Source organism: Cupriavidus numazuensis (genome assembly GCF_905397435.1).
GTDB lineage: Bacteria > Pseudomonadota > Gammaproteobacteria > Burkholderiales > Burkholderiaceae > Cupriavidus > Cupriavidus numazuensis.
This window is the reverse complement of sequence record NZ_CAJPVI010000026.1, coordinates 1-21,541: the sequence shown is the minus strand read 5'-3', so window position 1 is coordinate 21,541 and position 21,541 is coordinate 1. Positions and strand designations below refer to the sequence as shown.

At 67.3% G+C, this 21,541-nt stretch carries 17 protein-coding genes; 13 read left to right on the top strand and 4 right to left on the bottom strand.

The genetic code is table 11. From position 1 onward, the window contains the following. Positions 1–37: 37 nt before the first annotated feature. Together KHO41_RS20485 and KHO41_RS20480 are read right to left on the bottom strand one after the other, a co-directional pair. A complete protein-coding gene (locus tag KHO41_RS20485) occupies positions 38–850 on the bottom strand; it encodes an SDR family oxidoreductase (protein WP_211955124.1) in 813 nt (270 codons plus the stop codon). A gap of 25 nt (positions 851–875) precedes the next feature. Further along, a complete protein-coding gene (locus KHO41_RS20480; protein ID WP_211955123.1) occupies positions 876–1,805 on the bottom strand; it encodes an IclR family transcriptional regulator in 930 nt (309 codons plus the stop codon). Between the two features lie 575 nt (positions 1,806–2,380). On the opposite strand from KHO41_RS20480, the gene KHO41_RS20475 reads away from it, so the two are divergent. From KHO41_RS20475 to KHO41_RS20455, 5 genes are all read left to right on the top strand, one after another. Next, positions 2,381–3,244 (top strand): branched-chain amino acid ABC transporter permease, encoded by an 864-nt coding sequence (locus tag KHO41_RS20475; protein ID WP_011299785.1) that lies wholly within the window; start codon positions 2,381–2,383, stop codon positions 3,242–3,244. 10 nt (positions 3,245–3,254) lie between these two features. Beyond that, positions 3,255–4,277 (top strand): branched-chain amino acid ABC transporter permease, encoded by a 1,023-nt coding sequence (locus tag KHO41_RS20470; protein ID WP_211955122.1) that lies wholly within the window; start codon positions 3,255–3,257, stop codon positions 4,275–4,277. Further along, positions 4,270–5,034: an ABC transporter ATP-binding protein gene (locus tag KHO41_RS20465; RefSeq protein WP_211955121.1), complete on the top strand. Its 765-nt coding sequence runs from the start codon at positions 4,270–4,272 to the stop codon at positions 5,032–5,034. Before KHO41_RS20470 ends, KHO41_RS20465 begins: the two co-directional genes overlap by 8 nt. Next, positions 5,021–5,728, top strand: coding sequence for an ABC transporter ATP-binding protein (locus KHO41_RS20460; protein WP_211955120.1), 708 nt, complete (start codon positions 5,021–5,023; stop codon positions 5,726–5,728). Before KHO41_RS20465 ends, KHO41_RS20460 begins: the two co-directional genes overlap by 14 nt. Positions 5,729–5,851: 123 nt before the next feature. Further along, a complete protein-coding gene (locus KHO41_RS20455; RefSeq protein WP_211955119.1) occupies positions 5,852–7,024 on the top strand; it encodes an ABC transporter substrate-binding protein in 1,173 nt (390 codons plus the stop codon). Between the two features lie 99 nt (positions 7,025–7,123). On the opposite strand, the gene KHO41_RS20450 is transcribed toward KHO41_RS20455, so the two are convergent. Beyond that, positions 7,124–9,778 (bottom strand): DUF6600 domain-containing protein, encoded by a 2,655-nt coding sequence (locus tag KHO41_RS20450; protein WP_244873924.1) that lies wholly within the window; start codon positions 9,776–9,778, stop codon positions 7,124–7,126. Positions 9,779–10,095: 317 nt separating this feature from the next. Further along, positions 10,096–11,424: a putative bifunctional diguanylate cyclase/phosphodiesterase gene (locus tag KHO41_RS20445; protein ID WP_211955206.1), complete on the bottom strand. Its 1,329-nt coding sequence runs from the start codon at positions 11,422–11,424 to the stop codon at positions 10,096–10,098. Between the two features lie 254 nt (positions 11,425–11,678). Between KHO41_RS20445 and KHO41_RS20440 the strand changes: the two genes are divergently transcribed. The 8 genes from KHO41_RS20440 (at position 11,679) to KHO41_RS20405 (ending at position 21,288) form a co-directional block, all read left to right on the top strand. Continuing rightward, positions 11,679–13,298, top strand: a complete 1,620-nt coding sequence (locus tag KHO41_RS20440) for a methyl-accepting chemotaxis protein (RefSeq protein WP_211955118.1) — start codon at positions 11,679–11,681, stop codon at positions 13,296–13,298. 31 nt (positions 13,299–13,329) lie between these two features. Beyond that, positions 13,330–13,818, top strand: a complete 489-nt coding sequence (locus KHO41_RS20435; RefSeq protein ID WP_211955117.1) for a chemotaxis protein CheW — start codon at positions 13,330–13,332, stop codon at positions 13,816–13,818. Then, positions 13,815–15,065 (top strand): CheR family methyltransferase, encoded by a 1,251-nt coding sequence (locus tag KHO41_RS20430; protein WP_211955116.1) that lies wholly within the window; start codon positions 13,815–13,817, stop codon positions 15,063–15,065. Before KHO41_RS20435 ends, KHO41_RS20430 begins: the two co-directional genes overlap by 4 nt. A 2-nt stretch (positions 15,066–15,067) precedes the next feature. Continuing rightward, positions 15,068–15,745: a chemotaxis protein CheW gene (locus tag KHO41_RS20425; protein ID WP_211955115.1), complete on the top strand. Its 678-nt coding sequence runs from the start codon at positions 15,068–15,070 to the stop codon at positions 15,743–15,745. Then, positions 15,742–18,075: a hybrid sensor histidine kinase/response regulator gene (locus KHO41_RS20420; protein WP_211955114.1), complete on the top strand. Its 2,334-nt coding sequence runs from the start codon at positions 15,742–15,744 to the stop codon at positions 18,073–18,075. The genes KHO41_RS20425 and KHO41_RS20420 overlap by 4 nt, the downstream gene beginning before the upstream one ends. Beyond that, a complete protein-coding gene (cheB, locus tag KHO41_RS20415; RefSeq protein ID WP_211955113.1) occupies positions 18,072–19,097 on the top strand; it encodes a chemotaxis response regulator protein-glutamate methylesterase in 1,026 nt (341 codons plus the stop codon). The genes KHO41_RS20420 and cheB overlap by 4 nt, the downstream gene beginning before the upstream one ends. A 92-nt stretch (positions 19,098–19,189) precedes the next feature. Then, positions 19,190–20,224: a diguanylate cyclase gene (locus tag KHO41_RS20410; RefSeq protein WP_376989570.1), complete on the top strand. Its 1,035-nt coding sequence runs from the start codon at positions 19,190–19,192 to the stop codon at positions 20,222–20,224. A gap of 269 nt (positions 20,225–20,493) precedes the next feature. Then, the gene (locus KHO41_RS20405; RefSeq protein ID WP_211955112.1) at positions 20,494–21,288 is read left to right on the top strand and encodes a DUF4397 domain-containing protein; all 795 of its coding nucleotides are present in this window, start codon (positions 20,494–20,496) and stop codon (positions 21,286–21,288) included. Positions 21,289–21,541 lie beyond the last annotated feature (253 nt).

Sequence of the window (21,541 nt, the reverse complement as noted above, 5' to 3'; positions counted from 1 at the left end):
CGTGGGCACCGGCTGTTCTGGGCGAAGAACTCCGGAACTACACTGCAATACCGCCGAACTCCTGCATGACCTTCTCGTGCAGGCGCCGCATGCCGTGCAGCCAGCGGTCGTAGTCCTGTCCCTTGCGGCGGTAGTACTCCAATACCTCCGGGTGCGGCAGGATCAGGAAGCGTTCGTCGGCAATGCCTTCCAGCGTGGCGGCTGCGACGTGCTCGGCCGTGACCGAGCCCTCCTGCAGAAAGCCCTTGCGCTCGCCGTTCTCGCCGAGCAGCATATTGGTCTGCACGCCCTGCGGGCAGATGCAGCTGACCTTGATGCCGCGGTCGCCATAGGTGATCGACAGCCATTCCGCAAAGCCGATCGCGGCATGCTTGGTTACGGCATACGGCGCCGAGCCGATCTGCGACAGGAGGCCCGCCGCCGATACGGTATTGACGAAGTAGCCATCCCCGCGCTCCAGCATTTGCGGCAGCACCGCCTTCGCCGCGTGGATATGCGCCATGACGTTGATGTCCCAGATGCGCTGCCACTCCTCGGCGCTGGCGTCGAGCCCCTTGCGCAGGATGATGCCGGCGTTGGAACAGAACACGTCGATCTGGCCGAAGCGGCGCGTCGCTTCGTCGGCCAGGGACTGCACCGCCGCTTCATCGCTCACGTCCACGCCCTGCGCAAACACCTTGCAGTCCGGCGCAGCCGCCTGCACCTCGGCCGCCACTGCAGCGGCGCCTGCGGCGTTGAGATCGGCGATGGCCACGCCGCGCGCACCGGCCTGGGCAAATGCGAGCGCCAGCGCGCGGCCGATGCCCGTGGCGGCGCCCGTCACGACGACGGTCTTGTCTTTGACTTGCATGCGTTGTCTCCTTGTCTCTGCTTGCTCAGTTTGCATCACAGGCGCCGGACGTCGCCGCCGCCGTACGTGTCGATCCCTGCCGCCCGGCACCGGCCTGCCATAGCCGCGCCTGCAGCGTCTGCGCCAGGTCGCGGATGCGCGGACCAAGGTTGCTTTCCAGGATTTCCGGCGACAGCCGCGTCGCGGCGCCGCCGATATTCAGCGCCAGCACCTCGCCGCTGCCTTCGAGCCGAAGCGGCGCCGCCGCGCCGCTGACAGTGCGGTCCCACTCGGCATGCGCCACGCAGAAGCCGCGCCGCGCGTGGTCGCGCAGCGAGCGCTCGATCTTGCCGCGCACCGGCGCCCAGCGCGCGCCATAGTGGCGCTCCAGCTCGGCCAGCGCGGCTTCGCGGTGTGCGCTGTCCAGACCCGCGAGCCACGCGCGCCCCATGGCCGATGTGGCCATCGGCAGCCGTGCACCTGGCGCGAGCCGGATCACCAGCGCGCCGCGCGGCTGGCACGATTCCAGGTAGACCATCGCATGGCGGTCGGGCATGGCCAGCGCAACCGTGCAATCCGTCGCGAACGCGAGCGATTGCATCAGCGGCTGCGCAATCTCGCGGATGCCCGCGCCGGAAATGTAGCGGTGCCCGAGCACCATCGCGCCCTGCCCAAGCCGGTACTTCTCCATCGATTCGATGTAGGAGAGATAGCCGAGCGAGGCCAGCGTATAGGTCAGCCGCGACACCGTGGGCCGCGGAATGCCGGTGCGTCGGGACAGCTCCGCATTGCCGAGATAGTCGTCGTGGGGGCCGAACGCGCGCAGCAGCTCCATGCCGCGCGCCAGCGCGGTGACGAAGTTGCGGTCGTCGCCGGTGTAGGCGTTATGGGCAATATGGGCGGCAGCGCACGGCATGGCAGGCATGACATGGGCCGCGTCAGGCGGCGGAGCCGGGATGGAGGTCGAGCGCTTCATGCGGGCTGGTCGTTGTCCTGACTGACTAGATACCAGTTCCCACCGCCGGCCGACCCGACTATTTAGCGAAAACATAGGGGTCATAGGTGCCATGGATAGCGCTTGCCGCTTCCCGCCATCCCCCGTCATGCCTGCTCGTCAGGGATTACCTCTATGCCGCGTGCCCTTCTCGGAGCAATGACTCTCCAGCTATTTCGCTGTGCGGAATACTGGACCGGTTTCCTTGACTGGCCCTTCGGCCCTATGCAAAAGTCGATGAAAACGAACGACCGTGCGGGAATCATCACACTTCCACGCAACGGCGTTCGCCGGCCACGACCGGCACCGCGGCGCAACTGCGCAGACCGCATCGCATAGGAGACAAACCATGCATCATCAGCAGTACGCACCTGTCCACGAGCGCAACGCTCGACCGGCGCACAGCGCCGCTCCGACCGCGGCATCGTTTGCCGCGGCCCACGCCCCCGACTGAACCCCACCCGCATGCGCGGCGGCCATGAGGCTGCCGCCGTGAATCCGCGCGCCCGCTTGCGGCCGGCGCGTGCCCTGTTTCGTGAACCGCACGAGGTGAGCCTGTGGCATTGTTCCTTCAACAGATCCTGAACGGCCTGACGCTGGGCGGCGTGTACAGCCTGGTGGCCCTTGGCCTGACGCTGGTCTACGGCATCCTGCACGTGCCGAACTTCGCGCACGGCGCGTTCTACATGGCCGGCGCCTACGTCTCGTACTTCCTGATGACGTCGTTCGGCGTGAACTACTGGCTCGCGATGGTCGGCGCCGCAGTCGTCGTCGCGATGCTGTCGATGCTGGCAGACCGGCTGGTGTTCCATCCGCTGCGCAACGCGCCCGAGTTGCACGACATGATCGCGGCCATCGGCATCCTGCTGTTCCTCGAAGCCGGTGCGCAGGCGCTATGGGGCGCGGACTTCCATCGCATGCCCACGCCGTACGGCCAGGTGGTCGACCTGTTCGGCCTGACCGCGCCGCTGCAGCGTTTGCTGATCATCGTCGCCGCGTTCGCGCTGATGGTGCTGCTGCACCTGTTCCTCACTCGCACGATGACGGGCGCCACCATCATGGCCATGGCGCAGAACCGCGAAGGTGCCGCGCTGGTGGGCATCGATGCGACACGCGTGACGCTGCTGGTGTTCGCCATTTCCGGCGCACTGGCCGCCATCGCTGCCACGCTCTACGCGCCGATCAACCTGGTCTATCCGAGCATGGGCAACCTGGTCATCACCAAGGCCTTCGTGATCATCATCCTCGGCGGCATGGGCAGCATCCCCGGCGCGATTGCGGGCGGGCTGATCATCGGCATGGCCGAGAGTTTTGGCGGTTTCTACGTTTCCACCGACTACAAGGACATCATCGCGTTCGTACTGCTGGTGGTGATCCTGTCGATCCGGCCGCAAGGCCTGTTCGCCGGCAAGGCGGCCTGAGGAGTACGGCATGAAAGCACTGCAAGGAAAGACCGGCTGGACCCTGCTGCTGGCACTGGCGATCGCGTTCCCGCTGATCGCGCCCAACAGCTACTACCTGACCGTGATGACGCTGGCGTTCATCTACGCCCTCGCCACGCTCGGGCTCAATCTCATCACCGGCTACACGGGCCAGCTCAATCTCGCGCACGGCGGTTTCATGGCGATCGGCGCTTACACGCTGGGCATCCTGACGGTGGACCACCAGGTGCCGTTCTGGCTGGCGTTCGCGCTGTCGGGCGTGGTCTGCATGGTGGTCGGTTATTTCGTGGGACTGGTATCGCTGCGTTTGAAGGGTCACTACTTCTCGATCTTCACGATGTGCATCGGCTACATCATCTATCTGCTGATCGAGAAGTGGGAAAGCCTGACGCACGGCACGGTCGGCCTGATCGGCATTCCGGTGCCCGCGGCAATCGGTCCGGTCACGTTCGACAGCGTGCCCGCGCAGTACTACCTCGTGCTGGCCTTCCTGGCGATCGGCACGTTCCTGATGCACCGTATCGTCACCTCACTGCTGGGCCGCAGCTTCATGGCCGTGCGCAACAGCGACGCGCTGGCCGAGGCGCTCGGCATCAACCTGATGCGCACCAAGGTGCTGTCGTTCGTGCTGTCGGTCGGCTACGCCGGCTTTGCCGGTGCGCTCTACGCGGGCCAGGTGCGCTTCCTCGGCCCCGATATCGCGCGTACCGACCTGACCTTCGACATGGTGATGGCGATGCTGGTCGGCGGCACCGGCACGCTGTTCGGGCCGCTGCTGGGCGCGGTGCTGGTGCCGTGGGTCACGCAGACGCTGCAGTTCCTGCAGGACTACCGCATGCTGGTGTTCGGTCCGGTGCTGATCCTGCTGATCATCTTCTTCCCGGACGGCATCGTCGGCTCGTGGCTGAAGAAGCAGGCGCGCAAGGCCGCTGCCGCGCGCCGCGACAATCGCCAGCCCTCTGCCCCTGCTGCCGCCCCCGTCCCCACCCGCGCCGGAGCCGACCATGCTTGAGATCCGCAACCTGACGAAGAAATTTGGCGGACTGACCGCGGTCAACGATGTATCCGTGAAGTTCGAGCAAGGCCATATCAATGCGATCATCGGCCCCAACGGCGCCGGCAAGACCACGTTCTTCAACCTGATCGCCGGCACGCATGCGCCAAGCTCGGGGCAGATCCTGTTCAAGGGGCAAGACGTAGCGGGCCTGCGCGCTGACCAGATCGCACGGCTCGGCGTAGCCCGCACCTTCCAGGCCACTGCGCTGTTCGACCGCGCCACGGTGCTCGACAACCTGATCGTCGGCCACCGCCTGCGCACGCGCTCGGGCCTTGGCGATGTGCTGTTCAACACGCGGCGCCTGCGCGAGGAAGAGCGCCTGTGCCGCGACAAGGCAGAAGCCGCGCTTGACTTCGTCGGCCTCACTCACCTGGCGCATGAAATCGCGGCCGACATCACGCAGGAGGCGCGCAAGCGCGTGGCGTTTGCGCTGGCGCTGGCCACCGATCCCGAACTGCTGCTGCTCGACGAGCCCGCCGGCGGCGTCAACCCGGAAGAAACCGTGGGCCTGGCCGAGCTGATCCGCAAGATGGTCCGCCACGGCAAGACCGTCTGCCTGATCGAACACAAGATGGACATGATCATGCGCCTGGCCGACAAGATCATGGTGCTGAACTACGGCGAAAAGATCGCCGAAGGCTCGCCCGCGCAGATCCAGCAGGATCCGCATGTCATCGAGGCTTACCTGGGAGCCGACCATGTTGCAGCTTGAACACGTCTCGCTGTCGTACGGCAGCTTCCGTGCCCTCGACAACATCTCGCTGCATGCCGGCGCGGGCGAACTGGTGGTGCTGCTCGGTGCCAACGGCGCCGGCAAGAGCTCGATCTTCCTCGCCATGAGCGCGATCCACCGTATCAGCGGCGGCAGCATGCGCTTCGATGGCCGCGAGCTGTCGGGCATGAAGCCGTCGCAGATCGTGCAGGCGGGACTCGTGCACTGCCCGGAGGGCCGCAAGCTGTTCCCGGCCATGAGCGTGGAGAAGAACCTGACGCTGGGCGCCTACGTGCATCGCCGCGACAGTGCAGGCATCCGCAAGACACTCGAAGAGGTGTACGAGATGTTCCCGATCCTGCGCCAGAAGAAGGATGACGCCGCAGGCTCGCTTTCCGGCGGCCAGCAGCAGATGGTGGCACTCGGGCGCGCGCTGATGAGCCGTCCGCGTGCGCTGTTGCTCGACGAGCCGTCGCTGGGCCTCGCACCCCTGGTGGTCAAGCAGATGTTCGAGATCATCCAGCGCATCAACCGCGCGGGCACGACAGTGCTGCTGGCCGAGCAGAACGCTTACGCGGCATTGGGCATCGCGCATCGCGCCTATGTGATCGAAGGCGGACGCATCGTGATGGAGGGCGATCGCGATTCGCTGTTGAAGGACGAAGGGATCCGCAAGGCGTATATCGGGGGCTAAGGCTCAACGGCTTTCGCCGCCAATTGTGTGCTCCCTCTCCCGCAAGCGGGAGAGGGGAGAAAACAGAGGGGTCGTTGAAGACATCCGGAACTCATAAGCGCAGTACTTACAGGAGACACCACAATGCAAGGCAAGATCATGCACCGCATCTTCCCGCTGGCCGCCACCGCCGTCGCCGCCATGCTGGCCTCGGGCGCCGTGCTCGCCCAGGAAGTCGTCAAGATCGGCTATACCGGCCCGCTTTCGGGCGGCGCAGCGCTGTACGGCAAGAACGTGCTGTCCGGCGTGCAGATGGCCGTCGACGAGATCAATGCCGCTGGTCTCGACGTCAAGGGCAAGAAGGTCAAGCTGGAAGTCGTGGCGCTCGATGACAAGTACTCGCCGGCCGAGGCCGCGATCAATGCGCGCCGCCTGGTGCAGCAGCACAAGTCGCCGGCCGTGTTCGTGCCGCATTCGGGCGGCATCTTCGCGCTGCAGGCCTTCAACGAGCAGGAGAAATTCCTGGTCATGGCCTATTCGAGCGTGCCGCGCATCACCGATGCCGGCAACAAGCTGACCATCCGCATCCCGCCTGCCTACACCGGCTATATCGAGCCGTTCGTCAAGGCGCAGATGAAGCGCTATGGCAAGAACGTGGCGCTGGCGCCGGCCGACCACGACTACGCCAAGGCGTGGGTGCAGGCGTTCGTGCCGGCCTGGGAGGGCGCGGGCGGCAAGGTCGTCGGCAACAACCCGATGTCCTACACCAAGGCCACCGACTTCTACAGCGGCGTCTCGCGCGCCATCACCGACAAGCCCGATGTGATGTTCGTCGGCGGTCCGTCGGAGCCGACCGCGCTGGTGGTCAAGCAGGCCCGCGAACTCGGCTTCAAGGGCGGCTTCATCATCATGGATCAGGCCAAGATGGACGAGATGGCCAAGGTCACCAACGGCCTGAGCATGCTGGAGGGCTCGATCGGCGTGCTGCCGCTGGTCAACGACGGCCGTCCCGCCGCGCAGAACTTCAATGCCAAGTACAAGAAGCTGCACGATGGCCGCGACGCGACCACCGAGATGTCGCTCAACTACACCATGGTGTACGCGCTGGCCGGTGCGATGAAGCTGGCTGGCACTACCAGCGATGCCGTCGCCATCCGCGCGAAGATGCCCGACGCCATGAAGGCGCTGCCGAAGGACGTCAATCCGAACGAGGTGGAAGGCATCGATGCCAAGGGCGGGTCGGTCGCCGATACCGTGGTGGGCTGGGTGCAGAACGGCAAGATCGCGCCGGTACGCCTGTCGGAACTGGCAAAGTAACCAGATCACGCGGCGCCCCATGAAACGCGGGCCATCAGGCAATGTCCTGATGGCCCGCGTTGTTTTTGCGCCCTTGCCAGCGCTGCCGGCGGCGAGCGGCTACTGACGGCGATCTCCGTCGTTGCGCGCCTCCGTCTGCCCGCGGTCATGGTGCGCGCGCTGCTGCTGGCGCTGCTGATCCATCTGCTGTTGCTGTTGTTGCTGCTGTTGCCGCTGGCGATCCTGCATCTGGCGCTGCTGGTCCTGCTGGCGGCGCTGCTGCTCCTGCATCGCTCGCTGCTGTTCCTGCATGGCGCGCTGCTGCTCCTGGGCGGCGCGTTGCTGATCCTGCGCGTGCCGCTGTTGCTCCTGCATCTGGCGCTGCTGCTCCATCTGCTGGCGCTGCATCGCCTGTTGCTGGCGCTGCTGTTCCATCTGTTGGCGTTGCTGGTCCTGCATCTGTCGCTGCCGCTCCGCCTGCTGCCGCTGCTGGTCCATCTGCTGGCGCTGCTGATCCTGCATCTGGCGCTGCCGCTCCGCCTGCTGGCGCTGCTGATCCATCTGCTGGCGCTGGGCCGCTTCCTGCTGCCGCTGCTGGTCCATCTGCTGGCGCTGCTGGTCCTGCATCTGATGCTGTCGCTCGACCTGCTGACGCTGCTGTTCGATCTGCTGCCGCTGGACCGCCTCCTGCTGCCGCTGCTGGTCAGCCATCTGTCGCTGGTGGTCGGCCTGCTGACGTTGCTGATCGGCCTGCTGACGTTGCGACTGCATGTTGCGCTGCTCGGACTGCTGACGCTGCTGCTCCTGCATCTGGCGCAGCGACTCCATCTGCTGCCGCTGGATCCCTTGTTGCTGCTCGTGCTGAATTGCCTGGGCCTGGTCTTGCGCGTCGTGGCGCTGGCGCTGCTGCTCCATCTGCTGGCGCTGGATCGCCTGTTGCTGCTGGCGCTGCATGTCCTGCGCCTGGCGCTGAGCGTCGGGCATCTGCGCGAAACCCTGAGCCTGGTCGGGCCGCGTGGTCTGGCCACGGCCATTGCCGCGCCAGCCGTCGCCGCCGGGCGGCGTGGATCCGCGCTCGCCACCCGCAGGCGGGCGGCGCATAGCATCGTCGTCCTGACGCGGCGGCGGCAAGCCGGGCCGCGCGGTCGGGGCCACCTGGCTCATCCGCACATTCGCGGCTCCGTTGCCGTCCATGCCGCGGGGCCGCGCGTCACCACCGCGCCATACCGGGCCAGCGCCGGTGACCGCCCCGCCTTCACGTGCAAAGCGTCGCGCCAGGTCGTCATGCGCGGGCTGCCCCGGCGGGCGCGCCGCGATTGCCTGGCGTTCGAACCCCTGCCGTGCCTGCGGTGGAAGCGGGCGGGATGGAGCCGCGCCCAGCAGGCTTCCCTTGACCGGCGCCACCGGCGGCGCGCCGCGGGCCTCGCCCTGCGGCAGGTTGCGCCATTCATTGCCGTGCATGTTTCGCGGCACCGGCCGGCCTTCGACGAAATTGCGCGCAGGCATGCCGCTGATCGCACCCGGCACGTCGCGGTTCGGGTGCTGCTCACGGCGGAAGCGGTTGTCGACCGCGATGTTGTTGACGGTCACCCGGTTGATCCGCGTGACGTAGCCGGGACTGGCGCGGTACACGGGCCGGTACGCGTCGCGCGGGCCAAGCGGATACCAGGCCACGCCCGGGCCGCCGCCCACACGCACGCCGCCGTGGGGACCTGCGCCGCCGACGAAGCCGACCAGCGCCGGCGCATAGCACGGCCGTGGCACGCGCGGGCCCGGCACCCAGCCCCAGCGGGTGCCGATGTAGGCCCAGCGCCCGTAATGGAAGGGAGCGAACCCCCACGGCGCGTCGTCGATCCAGGTCCAGCCCCAGGGCGCGACCCAGGCCCAATGCCCGGTGCTGTACGGCGCCCAGCCCGTCTGCACCACACGCGGATACCACACCGCGCCATAGCCCGCGTCGTCCTGCCAGTCGCCGTAACCGTCAAGCGCGGCATAGCCGGGCATGTCGCGCGGCACGTAGCGGGCCGACGGCGAGGCATCTTCGCGCGCATCGCGGGAGGCGGTCCAGCGGTCGAATTCATCGCCGGGCGGCAGGTCGCCCTGCCCGGCATCCGCCAGATCGGTGCCGGCAAAGCGCATGCGCTGGCCGCGTTCCATTTCCAGGGAACGGCTTTCGCCGTAGATGGCGGCCCGGCCGTGGCGCATGGTCACCGTTGTCGTGCTGCCGTCGGGCGCCACATCGATACGGTAGTCGCCAGGCTCGCGCGGCACGAATGCCAGGTTGGGGGTATCGATCTCCACGGGCTGGTCCGGCGGCAAGGCGCGGACCCGCAACTGCAGCGTGCCTTGCGTGAGCTTGACCTGGGTGGCGTTGTCGTCCAGGTTGAGCACGCTGACGGCAGTCGCGCTGCCGAGGCGGATCGCCACCGAGCCGGCATGGACTTCGGCGCGGCCGCCGTTATCCACCCACAGCCGGTCGCCGGTGGTGATGGGCCGGTTCAGGCCCGCCGCGGCCCATTCGTCAGAGCCAGCCGGCGCAAAGCTGAGGTTGCCCGCTGCATCGGTCAGTGTCGCCACGCGCGTGGGCGGATCGACCTGCCCCACCTGCGCGCCGGGTTCGCCGAGTGGCGATGGCTGGGCATGGACAGGCCACGGTGCCAGCGTCAGGGCCACGCCGGCCATCACCGCAAGCATCGGCAGCAAGGGTGCGGCACCGGATTTCAGGCTGCGGTGGCGGGAGGCGGAATTGCGGTCAGGCGAAAGGAAGCGAGGCATGGAATCGAGAAACTAAGAGAGCAAGGCCCGTAGCGGCGGACAGCCGCCTGATGTCACCATACATGGCCCAACGCTTGGGGGTGTCCTGCGCGGACAAGACTTTGTAAGCGGGTATTTCCCCTGAACGGGGCATGGCGGCCGCGGCTGCGCTGCGGAGGCAGGACCGGCGCCGGGAATCGCAGCGCGGATGGCGTCGGCTGCGCCGCGGGAAGTCAAAGGTGGAAACAACTCCGCCAGTCACAGCCGCATTTTGCCGGCCGTTCTGGCGGCCAAAGGCGGCGACCATACTGGCTGGGGGGGCATGGCCCCCCTTTCCCTCAAACCCCCGACTGTTGCCGCAAGTGCTCCGTAAGGCGCTCCGCTGGCATCGGCCGCCCATAGAGGTAACCCTGCGCCTCCCAGCAGCCGTTGGCCAGCAGGAAGTCGCGCTGCTCGACCGTTTCCACGCCCTCGGCCACCACGCCGATCTGCAGGCTTTGCCCGACGTTGATCACGGATCGGACGATGGCGGCGTCCACCGGGTCCTGCGTCACGTTACGCACGAAGGACTGGTCGATCTTGAGCCGGTCGACCGGGAACGACTTGAGGAAGCTCAGCGAGGCGTAGCCCGTGCCGAAGTCGTCGCAGGTCAGGGTCACGCCGTCGCGCCGCAGGGCCTGGAGCTGGTCGGACACCTCGTCGCCCTGCTGCAGCGCGATGGTCTCCGTGATCTCGATTTCCAGGCTGGCCGGCGGCAGTTCGAGCGAGCGCAAGACGTGGCGCACCTCGGTCACCAGCCGGCTTTCGGCCAGCTGGGCCGCGAACAGGTTGATGGCCACGCGCGGCGCCTGCGGCAGCGTCAGCGACCAGGCACGCGCCTGCGCGCAGGCGGTCTGCAGCAGCCACATGCCCACATCGCTGGCCACGCTGCTGGCCGCCAGGGCATCGATAAAGCTGGCGGGCGCGAGCAGGCCGCGAGTCGGATGGCGCCAGCGCAGTAGCGCCTCGGCCCCATGGATGTGGCCAGTGCGCAGGTCGACCTGGGGCTGGTAGTGCAGTTCGAACTGGCGCTGCGCATACGCTTCGTGCAGCGCCTGAACCAGCGACAGCCGCGTGGTCACATCCTGCCGCATCTGCGGCTTGAAAAACCGGATGGTGCGTCCGCCGTCGTGCTTGGCACGGGCCAGCGCCAGGCTGGCCGCCGCGAGCGCATCCGACGCAAGATCGCCGGCAGCCGGCATCACGCATGCGCCGATGCTGGCGAGCACGTGGTGGCGGCGCCCGCTGTGCTCGTGCGGCGCGGTCAGCATGGAAAGGATGGCGGCGCCAACGTGCCGCACCAGGGTCGGATCGGAAATGGACGGCAGCAGCACCGAAAACTCGTCGCTGCCGATGCGGGCGATGACGGCGTCGCGCGGCGAAGCATCGCGCAGCCGGCGTGCCACGCCCTGCAGGATCAGGTCGCCCTCGGCATGGCCATGCATGTCGTTGAAGGCGCGAAAATCGTCAATGCCGATCAACAGCAATGCGCAGCGGGGCACTGCCTCGCTATGCAGGCGTGCCTCCAGCCGTTTTAGGAATTCCAGGCGATTCCCGACCCCTGTCAGTGGATCGGTCTCCCCGTCTGGCGAAGCGCCAGCCGCCTTCGCTCCCGACTTGGCCACCATCCCTGCCTCATTTGCAATTATCGACATTGTTACCAGATCTGCGATTCTGGAAGTGTGACGAAAACCATAAAAAAAGCAAGCGCTTCCGGAAAACCGGCGCGCGCACCAATGCAGCCCAGCAACGCTCGGGGCCAGACCGGCCCTCGGCGTTGAAACGCCTCCGGCGTTACAGTACCCTACCGCGCAACGGCACGCAGCCGGCCCTGGTGCCGCGGCGCCTGCCTTTGAAGAAGAACGGAAACGGGAACCGAACCTTGAACCACTGGACTATCCGAACGCGCATCCTGGCGAGCTTTACCTTTATCCTGCTGGTCATGGCGCTGATGGGGGTGGTGGCCTACAACCGGCTGTCGGCGATCGAGCGGGAAACCAACCTGATGCTCAAGGATGCCTTGCCGGGCCTCAACTACAGCACCAGCATCCGCGGCGCCTGGGGCGAGGTCTATGTCCTTGCCTGGGAGACGGTCAAGGCCGGCAGCGACAGCCAGCGCCGGGGCTACCAGCAGCAAAGCGCCGAAGTCCACCAGCGGCTGGACCGGCTCGAGCAGCAGTACGAAGCCACCATCACGCGCGACAGCGACCGCACGACCTTCAGCCAGTACAAGGCGGCGCGCAGCCGGTACGACCAGCTGGCGCTGCCGCTGACGCAGCCGGCAAGCTGGAAAGGCGGCGAGGCGGCGGAAGCGCTGCTGCGCGGTGAGGCGAACCAGCTCTGGGCGGAAGTACGCAAGCTCGCCCAGACCCTGGTGGATGACAACAACGCCGTCAACGAGAAAGCCGCGCACGGCATCAATGCGGCCGTCGGTTCGGCCAAGATCGGCATCGAAGTCGCCCTGCTCGTGGCAGTGGCCATGGCCGCCATCTGTGGCTACCTGCTGCTGCGCGCCATTACCGTGCCGATGCGCTCCATCGTCGGCCTGCTGGCCAGCATCCGCGGCGGCGACCTGCGGATGCGCATGTCACTGGGCCGTGGCGACGAGTTCCAGGACGTCGAGCAGGGCTTCAACCAGATGACGGGCGAGCTGACCTCGCTGGTCGGCCAGGCACAGCGCTCGGCGATCCAGGTCACCACCTCGGTCAACGAGATTGCCGCGACCGCCCGCCAGCAGCAGGCCACGGCCACCGAAACCGCCGCCACCACGACGCAGATCGGTGCCACCTCGCGCGAGATCTCCGCCACCGCGCGCGACCTGGTCCGCACCATCAACGAGGTGTCGAACGCGGCCGAGCAGACCGCCGGGCTGGCGGGTACCGGCCAGGTCGGACTGTCGCGCATGGAAGCCACCATGCAGCACGTGATGGATGCGGCCGGCTCGGTCAATGCCAAGCTCGCCACGCTCAACGAGAAGGCCGGCAACATCAACCAGGTCGTCACGACGATCGCCAAGGTGGCGGACCAGACCAACCTGCTGTCGCTCAACGCCGCCATCGAGGCCGAAAAGGCTGGCGAGTACGGACGCGGCTTCTCGGTGGTCGCCACCGAGATCCGCCGGCTGGCGGACCAGACCGCGGTGGCCACCTACGACATCGAACAGATGGTGCGCGAGATCCAGTCCGCCGTCGCCGCGGGCGTGATGGGCATGGACAAGTTCTCGGAAGAGGTACGCCGCGGCATGTCCGACGTGACCCAGGTGGGCGACCAGCTGTCGCAGATCATCGGGCAGGTGCAGTCGCTCGCGCCGCGCGTGCAAATGGTCAATGAAGGCATGCAGGCCCAGGCAGGCGGCGCCGAGCAGATCAACCAGGCGCTGATGCAGCTGTCCGAAGCCGCGCAGCAGACGGTCGAATCGCTGCGCCAGTCGAGCCAGGCCATCGACGAGCTGACGCTGGTGGCCAACGAGCTGCGCAGCGGCGTGTCGCGCTTCAAGGTCTAGCGCGGTGGAGCGAGCGGGAGGCCACGCGCCGATGAAACTGTTCCTGCTGTTCCGTCTGGGCCATGACCACTATGCGCTGGATGCCACCGAGGTTGCCGAGGTCCTGCCCCTGACCGCGCTCAAGCAGATTCCCGGCAGCCCCGCGTGGGTGGCGGGCGTGCTGTCGCGCCAGGGTCAATCCGTGCCGGTGATCGACCTGAGCGCGCTCGCCACGAGCGTGCCCGCGGCGTTGCGCACGAGTACGCGCACCGTGCTGGTCCACTACCGCCGCACACCTGGCGACGCGCCACGCCTGCTCGGGCTGCGCCTGGAGCACGCCACCGAGACCCTGCGTTGCAAGCCGGAGTCGTTCGTCGATTCCGGTATCGACGCCGGCACGGCGCGCTACCTGGGGCCGGTGCGCCATGACGAACAGCGCGGCCTGGTGCAATGGGTGCGCGTCCACGCCTTGTTGCCCGACGACGTCCACGCCATGCTGTTTGACGCCGCGCGCGACGTTTGCCAGGCGCGCCTGCCATGAGCACGGCCACCCATATCGAGGCACTGCTCAAGGCCCGCATCGGGCTCGACGCACGGTCCATCGGGCCCGGCGCGATCGAACGCGCACTGCGCGAGCGCCAGGCCGCGCTGCAGGCGCACGACGTGGCGGCCTACTGGAACCTGCTCCACAGCCAGCCCGACGAGTTCCAGGCGCTGATCGAATCCGTGGTGGTTCCGGAAACCTGGTTCTTCCGGCACAGAGAAGCATTGATGGCCCTTGGCCGCTTTGCCGCCGATCGCGTGTTCGGCGACCATGCGCGGCACCTGCGCGTGCTGAGCCTGCCCTGCGCCAGCGGTGAAGAGCCGTATTCCATCGCGATGGCGCTGCTCGACGCTGGCATTCCGGCGGCGCGCTTTCGCATCGACGCGCTTGATATCAGCGCACGCGCGCTGGCCCGCGCGCGCGCCGGCATTTTCGGCAGCAACGCGTTCCGCGGCGCACCACTGGATTTCCGCGAGCGTTACTTCACGCCGTGCCCGGGCGGGTATGCACTGGATGCGCGCGTGCGCGAACTGGTGCAGCTGCGGCTAGGCAACATCGTCGACGCAAGCCTGCTGACCGGCGAGGCACCGTACGATTTCGTGTTCTGCCGCAACCTGCTGATCTATTTCGATGCCGACGTGCAGCGGCGTGCCGTGCAAACGCTGGCGCGGCTGACCGCGAGCGACGGCATGATCTTCGTCGGCCCGGCCGAAGCGAGCCTGCTGAGCGCGGAAGGGTTGCAGTCGGCCGGCGTGCCGCTGGCCTTTGCATTTCGCAAGGCACTCCCCGGCGAAGCACGGAGCGCGCAACCCATGCCAGCCAGCGCCGTATCGGCGCCTGCCGGCATGCCGCCGCGCCCGGTTTCGCTGCGCACGCAGCCAGCACCGGCTGTGCGCGAGCCTGCGCCGGTCCGCGTGCAGCGCACCGCCGCCCCGACGCCTGCCCCGCTCGCCGGCATCTCGGCGCTTGCCGACCGCGGTGACCTCGCAGCCGCCACCGCTGCGTGCGAAGCGCTGATCGCCAGCCAGGGCCCGAGCGCCGATGCCTGCTGCATGCTTGGCGTGCTCCACGACGCGGCCGGCCTCACGTCGAGCGCGCGCGACGCGTATCGCCGGGCGATCTACCTTGACCCGGGCCACCAGGAAGCCCTCCATCATCTGGCCGCGCTGCTCGACACCGAGGGCGACCACGCCGGCGCCGCGCGCCTGCGCCAGCGCGCGCAGCGCCATACCCGTACCGCCTAGCCATGGCCGACGCTCAAACCTTTCCCGTCAACGTGCAGATCGACGATTGCTGGCGCCGCATCGGCGTCCGTGGCGACGGCAGCTGCGCACTGCTCGCGACGCATATCCATTGCCGCAACTGCCCGACCTATTCCCGCGCCGCCACGGCCCTGCTCGATGCGCAGGCGATGTCCGGGCTGCCCGTCGCGCCAGCGGACAGCGAGCCGGAAGCCGAGCCCGCCGGGACCGGCTTGTCCTGCCTGATCTTCCGCGTCGGAGAGGAATGGCTGGCCCTGCCCACCGAGGCCATTGGAGAAGTCACGGCGCCATGCGACGTGCACTCGCTTCCGCACCGCCGCGACGCCGCGGTGCTGGGCGTGGCGAGCGTACGCGGCAGCCTGCTGGCGTGCCTATCGTTGGCCCGGCTGTTCGGCACCGGCGAGGAATCCGACACGCCGGCAAGCGCCCGGCAAGGGCAGCGCTTCCTGGTGCTCGGGCAAGGCCGCGGCGCCATTGCGCTGCCAGTGGCCGAAGTCAGCGGCGTACGCCGCGTGCGCAGCAGCGCGCTGCTGCCGCTGCCGACCACGCTGGCCAGGGCGTCGACGCACTACAGCCAGGCGTTGTTCGAAGACCAGGGCCGCAACGTGGGCCTGCTTGACGCCGCGCTGGTGCGCCAGGCACTGACACGGAGCCTTGCATGAATCCCGACCAGTTGCGCGACGCCTCGCTGCTGGAACTGTTCGCACTCGAGGCCGAGTCCCAGGCCGAAGTCCTCAATGCTGGCCTGCTCGCGCTGGAGCGCGAGCCCGCTGCGGCGAGCCATCTCGATGCCTGCATGCGAGCAGCGCATTCCATCAAGGGCGCAGCGCGCATTGTCGGGCTCGACGGCGGTGTGCGCCTTGCTCATGCGATGGAAGACTGCCTGGTGGCCGCGCAGGGCGGCATGCCGCTGAGCGCCATGCATATCGACGCCTTGCTGCAAGGCACCGACCTGCTGCAGCGCATCGGCCAGCCACCCGATGGCGATCCGGCCTGGGCGGATCGCCAGGGCCGCGCCCATATCGATGCCGTGGTGCAGCGCCTGCAGGCCCTGCCGGGCGGAAGCCCGCCCACAGCACCCGTTGCGCCGAGCGAGCCCCTATCCGTCGCAGAGCCTGAACTTCCTGTGCTTCCTGTGCTTCCTGTGGCCGACACGCTGGCGCCCTCGCCGCCCTCGCCGCCCTCGCCGCCCTCGCCGCCCTCGCCGCCCTCGCCGCCCTCGACGGCAACCGGCCCCGAGCAACAGGAGCGCATGCTGCGCGTGGGCGCCGAATCGCTCGACCAGTTGCTCGCGTTGTCCGGCGAGGCCATGGTCGAATCGCACTGGCTGCGCCCGTTCGCCAGGGCCATGCTGCAGACGCGGCGCCAACAGGCGCGCGCGCTGCAGGCACTCGACACGCTGCGCGATGCGCTGGCCGGCAGCGGCGCCGACGCAGGCGCCATGGCGGCCTTGTCGGACGCACGGCAGTTGCTCGAAGACGGCGCGCAACACCTGTCGCTACGGCAGGAAGAACTGGACCAGTACGAGCACCGCACGGCGCGCCTCGCGCGGCGGCTCTATGACACCGCGCTTGCCTGCCGCATGCGGCCGCTGTCCGACGGGCTGGCCGGCTATGCGCGCATGGTGCGCGACCTTGCGCGTTCACTCGGCAAGGCGGCGCATCTCGAACTGGTGGGCGCCGGCACGCAGGTGGACCGCGACATCCTTGAAGCACTGGATGCGCCGCTGGCGCACCTGCTGCGCAACGCTGTCGACCATGGCATCGAACCATCCGATGTGCGCGTGGCGCAAGGCAAGCCTGCCGAGGGGCGCATCCTGCTGCAGGCGCGCCACAATGCGGGCCGGCTGGTGATCGAGATTGGCGACGACGGTGCCGGCGTCGATCTCGATGCCTTGCGCCAGGCCATCGTGCGCAGGCGCCTGGCCAGCGAGGACACCGCGGCGCGGCTGTCTGAAGCCGAACTGCTGGAGTTCCTGCTGCTACCGGGCTTCAGCATGCGCGAGACCGTGTCCGAAGTATCGGGGCGCGGCGTCGGGCTGGATGCGGTGCAGGAAATGGTGCGCCGCGTGCGCGGCAGCCTGCGGCTGGCGCAATCGCCGGGCGGCGGCCTGCAGTTCCACCTGGAGCTTCCGCTCACGCTGTCGGTCGTGCGCGCCTTGCTGGTGGAAGTCGCCGGCGAAGCGTATGCGTTTCCGCTTGGCCATGTGCTGAGCGCGGCTTCGGTACCCCGGCACGACGTGGCGCAGACCGAAAGCCACCAGCATTTCCAGTACACCGGCCGCGCGGTGGGACTGGTCAGTGCCGCGCAGGTGCTGCAGCGTCCGGAACATCCGCTCGATGGCGACCACATCCCCGTCGTCATCATCGGCGAACAGGATCGTGTCTATGGCATTGCCGTGGACCGCATGCTCGGCGAGCGCCTGCTGGTAGTCCAGCCGCTCGCGCCGGCGCTTGGCAAGATCAAGGACATCGCCGCCGGCGCGCTGACCGACGACGGCACGCCAGTGCTGATCTTCGACGTGGATGATCTCGTACGCTCGGTGGAGAAACTCGTCACCGACGGACGCATCGAGCATGTACGCCAGGCCGGCACGGCCGTCGCGCAAGTGCGGCGCAAGCGCGTGCTGGTCGTCGACGACTCGCTCACCGTGCGCGAACTGGAGCGCAAGCTGCTGGCCAGCCGCGGCTATGACGTCGCGGTCGCCGTCGATGGCATGGACGGCTGGAACGTACTGCGCGCCGAGCCGTTCGACCTCGTCATCACAGACATCGACATGCCGCGCATGGACGGCATCGAGCTCGTTACGTTGATCCGAAAGGAACCCCGCATGCAGCAGTTGCCGGTTATGGTGGTGTCGTACAAGGACCGCGAGCAGGACCGCCAGCGCGGCCTCGAAGCCGGCGCCGATTACTATCTGGCCAAAGGCAGCTTCCACGACGCTGCGCTGCTCGACGCGGTGCACGACCTGATCGGCGAGGCAAGCACATGAAAGTCGGCATCGTCAACGATTCGGCACTGGCTGTCGCCGCGCTGCGCCGCGCGATTGCGCTGGACCCGGCGTTCGAGATCGTCTGGGTCGCCGGCGATGGCGAGCAGGCGATACAACTCGCCGCCTCGCATACGCCCGACGTGATCCTGATGGACTTGCTGATGCCGGTCATGGACGGCGTGGAAGCCACGCGCCGCATCATGGCGGCCACGCCATGCCCCATCGTCGTGGTCACGACCGACCTCGGCCGCAATGCCACGCAGGTGTTCGATGCCATGGGGCACGGCGCGATCGACGCCGTGGATACGCCCACGCTCACCGAGTCCGACGCCAAGCTGACTGCGGGGCCGCTGCTGCGCAAGATGCGCAATATCGGGCGTCTGGTCGCTGGGCGTGCGGCACCGCGCCCTGCCATCAGGGAAATGCCGGGTACATTGGCGGCATCGCGCCTGGTAGCGATCGGCGCCTCGGCCGGCGGGCCGGCGGCGCTGGCCAAGCTGCTTGGCGCCCTGCCTGCTGACTTTTGCGCGGCGGTGGTCGCCGTCCAGCACGTCGACGAAGCGTTCGCCCCCGGCATGGCCGATTGGCTCGACAGCCAGTGCGCGCTGCCGGTGCGCGTGGCGGCGCCGGGCGAAGCCCCGCAGGCCGGCACGGTACTGATCGCGGGCACCAACAATCATCTGCGGCTGCTAGGGCCAAACCGAATGGCCTATACCGAGCAGCCCAGCGAGTATCTGTATCGGCCATCCATCGACGTGTTCTTTGAAAGCGTGGTGGAGTACTGGCGCGGACAGGCCATCGGCGTGCTGCTGACGGGCATGGGCCGCGACGGCGCCAGCGGCCTCAAGGCCATGCGCGACCATGGTTGCCTGACCATCGCGCAGGACCAGGCCACCAGCGCCGTCTATGGCATGCCCAAGGCCGCCGCGGCGATGGGCGCCGCCAGCGAGATCCTGCCGCTGACGGCCATTGCGCCGCGCCTGGTGCAGGCGTGCTGCAGCGTGCGCTCGTCGCCGGGCTGACAGGCGCAGCAAGAAAACCGATATCAACAAGACGACACAGATCGCCGATGCTCAACCAGGACGTCTGGGACCGAGCCATCGAGGAAGCCAGCATGCAACTACCCGATAACACTGCCATCACCGCTATCAACGACACCGCCGCAGCCAACAGCTATCCCGTCATGGTGCTGCTGGTGGACGACCAGGCGATGATTGGCGAAGCCGTACGCCGCGCACTGGCCTCAGAGCCGGACATCGATTTCCACTACTGCGCGACGCCGGACGAGGCCGTCACCGTCGCCGAGCGCACGCGCCCGACGGTGATCCTGCAGGACCTGGTCATGCCAGGCGTGGACGGCCTGACACTGGTGCGCCGCTACCGCGACAACGCGGCCACGCGCGACATCCCGATCATCGTGCTATCCACCAAGGAAGAAGCGGCGATGAAAAGCGCGGCGTTTTCCGCTGGCGCCAACGACTATCTGGTGAAACTGCCGGACAGCATCGAACTCGTTGCGCGCATCCGCTATCACTCGCGCTCGTACCTGAACCTGCTGCAGCGTGACGAGGCCTATCGCGCGTTGCGGCAAAGCCAGCAGCAACTGCTCGAGACCAACCTCGAACTGCAGCGGCTCACCAATTCAGACGGGCTCACGGGGCTGTCCAACCGCCGCTACTTCGACGAGTACCTGAACGCGGAATGGAAGCGCGCCCAGCGCGAGCAGAGCCAGCTCGCGCTGCTGATGATCGATGTGGACGCGTTCAAAGCCTACAACGATACGTACGGGCATGTCGCCGGCGACGAAGTTCTGCGGCGCGTAGCGGCTGTGCTGCGCGACAACTGTTCGCGCCCGGCCGACCTGCCTGCGCGCTTTGGTGGCGAGGAATTTTCGATGGTCCTTCCCTCCACGTCGCCAGGCGGTGCGCGACTGTTTGCGGAGAAAGTCAGGCGCGCGATTGAATCGCTCGGCATCGCGCACAGCGGCGCGGCCACCGGCAGCCTCCTGACCGTCAGCATCGGCGCCGCGGTGCTCGTGCCGGAAGACGGCCAACCGAGCAGCCGGCTGGTGGAGGTTGCCGATGCGGGGCTGTACGAGGCCAAGCGAAATGGGCGCAACCAAGTGGTCATGGCCTGGCCGAAGGCGTAGCGGGACGTTGAGCCGTTTGTTGCCTGGCTGTTCCTGGCGCGCGCCAGGAACGGTGCCGTAGTCAATCCCCTGTGGGAATCCTCCGACACCGATTTCGGAGGTCCGCGCCTGCCTCCTCCAAGAGTTCCTTCCTATCGTTGCAATAAGGCCACACGCATTAAGCAAAAGCCTCATCGGCCTGTTGGCACGCCCTGCCTACTGCAGCCGCCGCATCGGCGCGGCCGTGCTGCCACTCGCTCCCGATACAACGCAACGGAAGAGGTGACTCTATGCTCCGCTCAAAGACCAGTATTGTTCTCGGCCTCGCAATTGCCGCTACGGCAGCCCTCTCGGCTTGCGGTGGAGGTGGCGATGATGGTGTGGCCGCCCGCGTTGGCCTCAGCAAGCCGACCGTGCGCGTGATCCATGCCATTCCGGGTGGCCCGAATGTCGACGTGCTGCAGAACGGCGCTAAGACCAATCTGCTGAACGAGCCCTACAAGTTCGTGTCGACCTACCGCAGCGTGGACGAAGGGAACCAGCTCTTTTCGTTCAACGTGACCGGCACGAACACCGAACTCGGCCGGGCAACCATCAACACCCATACGGGCCACAAGTACACCGCGGTAGCCATGCCGGGCAGCGAAAGCGCCGCGGACGTGGTGCAGATCGATGATCCGTTCGAGAAAGGACTCTTTTCGGACAAGGCGCGCGTACGCGCACTCAATGCATCGTTCAACGCGCAGAATGTGGATATCTACCTGACGACTCCGGCCGTCGACCTGAACTCGGTGACACCGACGTTCGCGGCCGTCGCATTCAAGTCTACCGTGCCGGCATCGGGGCAGGATTCCATCGACCTGAATGGCGGTACCTATCGTCTGCGTATTACCACTGCGGGCAGCAAGACGGTGATCTTCGATTCCGGCACGCTGACGCTGGCTAACAATGCCGACTGGCTGATTACCACGATCCCGGTGGACGGCATCAAGGCAACGCTGCCGAACCGCATCAAGGTGCTGGTTGCACGCGGTGATGATGAGTCGCAGGCGGGGTTGGAGTTGGTGACGCAGCCTTCGCAGTGAGGGGTTGAAATGCTAGGGGCCCGCATTTGCGGGCCCTTTTTTTGTCGTGTCTCGCTTGAATTGTTGGGTTATCGTGCTTGGCAGGCGCCGCTGTTTCGCCGGCGTAGCCGGCGGGGTTTTTCGTTTGGGGGCGGGTTATCGCTCTTCGCTGGCGCGGCTGTTTCGCCGGCGTAGCCGGCGACCTCCTTTTGTCCGAGCGACAAAAGGAGGCAAAAGCGCGTTTACGTGGTCAATCCAGAGCTCAATGCCATTG

What these genes read in the sequence shown, in the direction of transcription:
- KHO41_RS20420 (WP_211955114.1), top strand. Translation starts at nt 15,742, where the DNA reads ATGAATCCCGACCAGTTGCGCGACGCCTCGCTGCTGGAACTGTTCGCA.
- KHO41_RS20470 (WP_211955122.1), top strand. Translation starts at nt 3,255, where the DNA reads ATGAAAGCACTGCAAGGAAAGACCGGCTGGACCCTGCTGCTGGCACTG.
- KHO41_RS20405 (WP_211955112.1), top strand. Translation starts at nt 20,494, where the DNA reads ATGCTCCGCTCAAAGACCAGTATTGTTCTCGGCCTCGCAATTGCCGCT.
- KHO41_RS20460 (WP_211955120.1), top strand. Translation starts at nt 5,021, where the DNA reads ATGTTGCAGCTTGAACACGTCTCGCTGTCGTACGGCAGCTTCCGTGCC.
- KHO41_RS20465 (WP_211955121.1), top strand. Translation starts at nt 4,270, where the DNA reads ATGCTTGAGATCCGCAACCTGACGAAGAAATTTGGCGGACTGACCGCG.
- KHO41_RS20430 (WP_211955116.1), top strand. Translation starts at nt 13,815, where the DNA reads ATGAGCACGGCCACCCATATCGAGGCACTGCTCAAGGCCCGCATCGGG.
- KHO41_RS20480 (WP_211955123.1), bottom strand. Translation starts at nt 1,805, where the DNA reads ATGAAGCGCTCGACCTCCATCCCGGCTCCGCCGCCTGACGCGGCCCAT.
- KHO41_RS20410 (WP_376989570.1), top strand. Translation starts at nt 19,190, where the DNA reads ATGCAACTACCCGATAACACTGCCATCACCGCTATCAACGACACCGCC.
- KHO41_RS20485 (WP_211955124.1), bottom strand. Translation starts at nt 850, where the DNA reads ATGCAAGTCAAAGACAAGACCGTCGTCGTGACGGGCGCCGCCACGGGC.
- cheB (WP_211955113.1), top strand. Translation starts at nt 18,072, where the DNA reads ATGAAAGTCGGCATCGTCAACGATTCGGCACTGGCTGTCGCCGCGCTG.
- KHO41_RS20445 (WP_211955206.1), bottom strand. Translation starts at nt 11,424, where the DNA reads ATGGTGGCCAAGTCGGGAGCGAAGGCGGCTGGCGCTTCGCCAGACGGG.
- KHO41_RS20455 (WP_211955119.1), top strand. Translation starts at nt 5,852, where the DNA reads ATGCAAGGCAAGATCATGCACCGCATCTTCCCGCTGGCCGCCACCGCC.
- KHO41_RS20435 (WP_211955117.1), top strand. Translation starts at nt 13,330, where the DNA reads ATGAAACTGTTCCTGCTGTTCCGTCTGGGCCATGACCACTATGCGCTG.
- KHO41_RS20425 (WP_211955115.1), top strand. Translation starts at nt 15,068, where the DNA reads ATGGCCGACGCTCAAACCTTTCCCGTCAACGTGCAGATCGACGATTGC.
- KHO41_RS20450 (WP_244873924.1), bottom strand. Translation starts at nt 9,778, where the DNA reads ATGCCTCGCTTCCTTTCGCCTGACCGCAATTCCGCCTCCCGCCACCGC.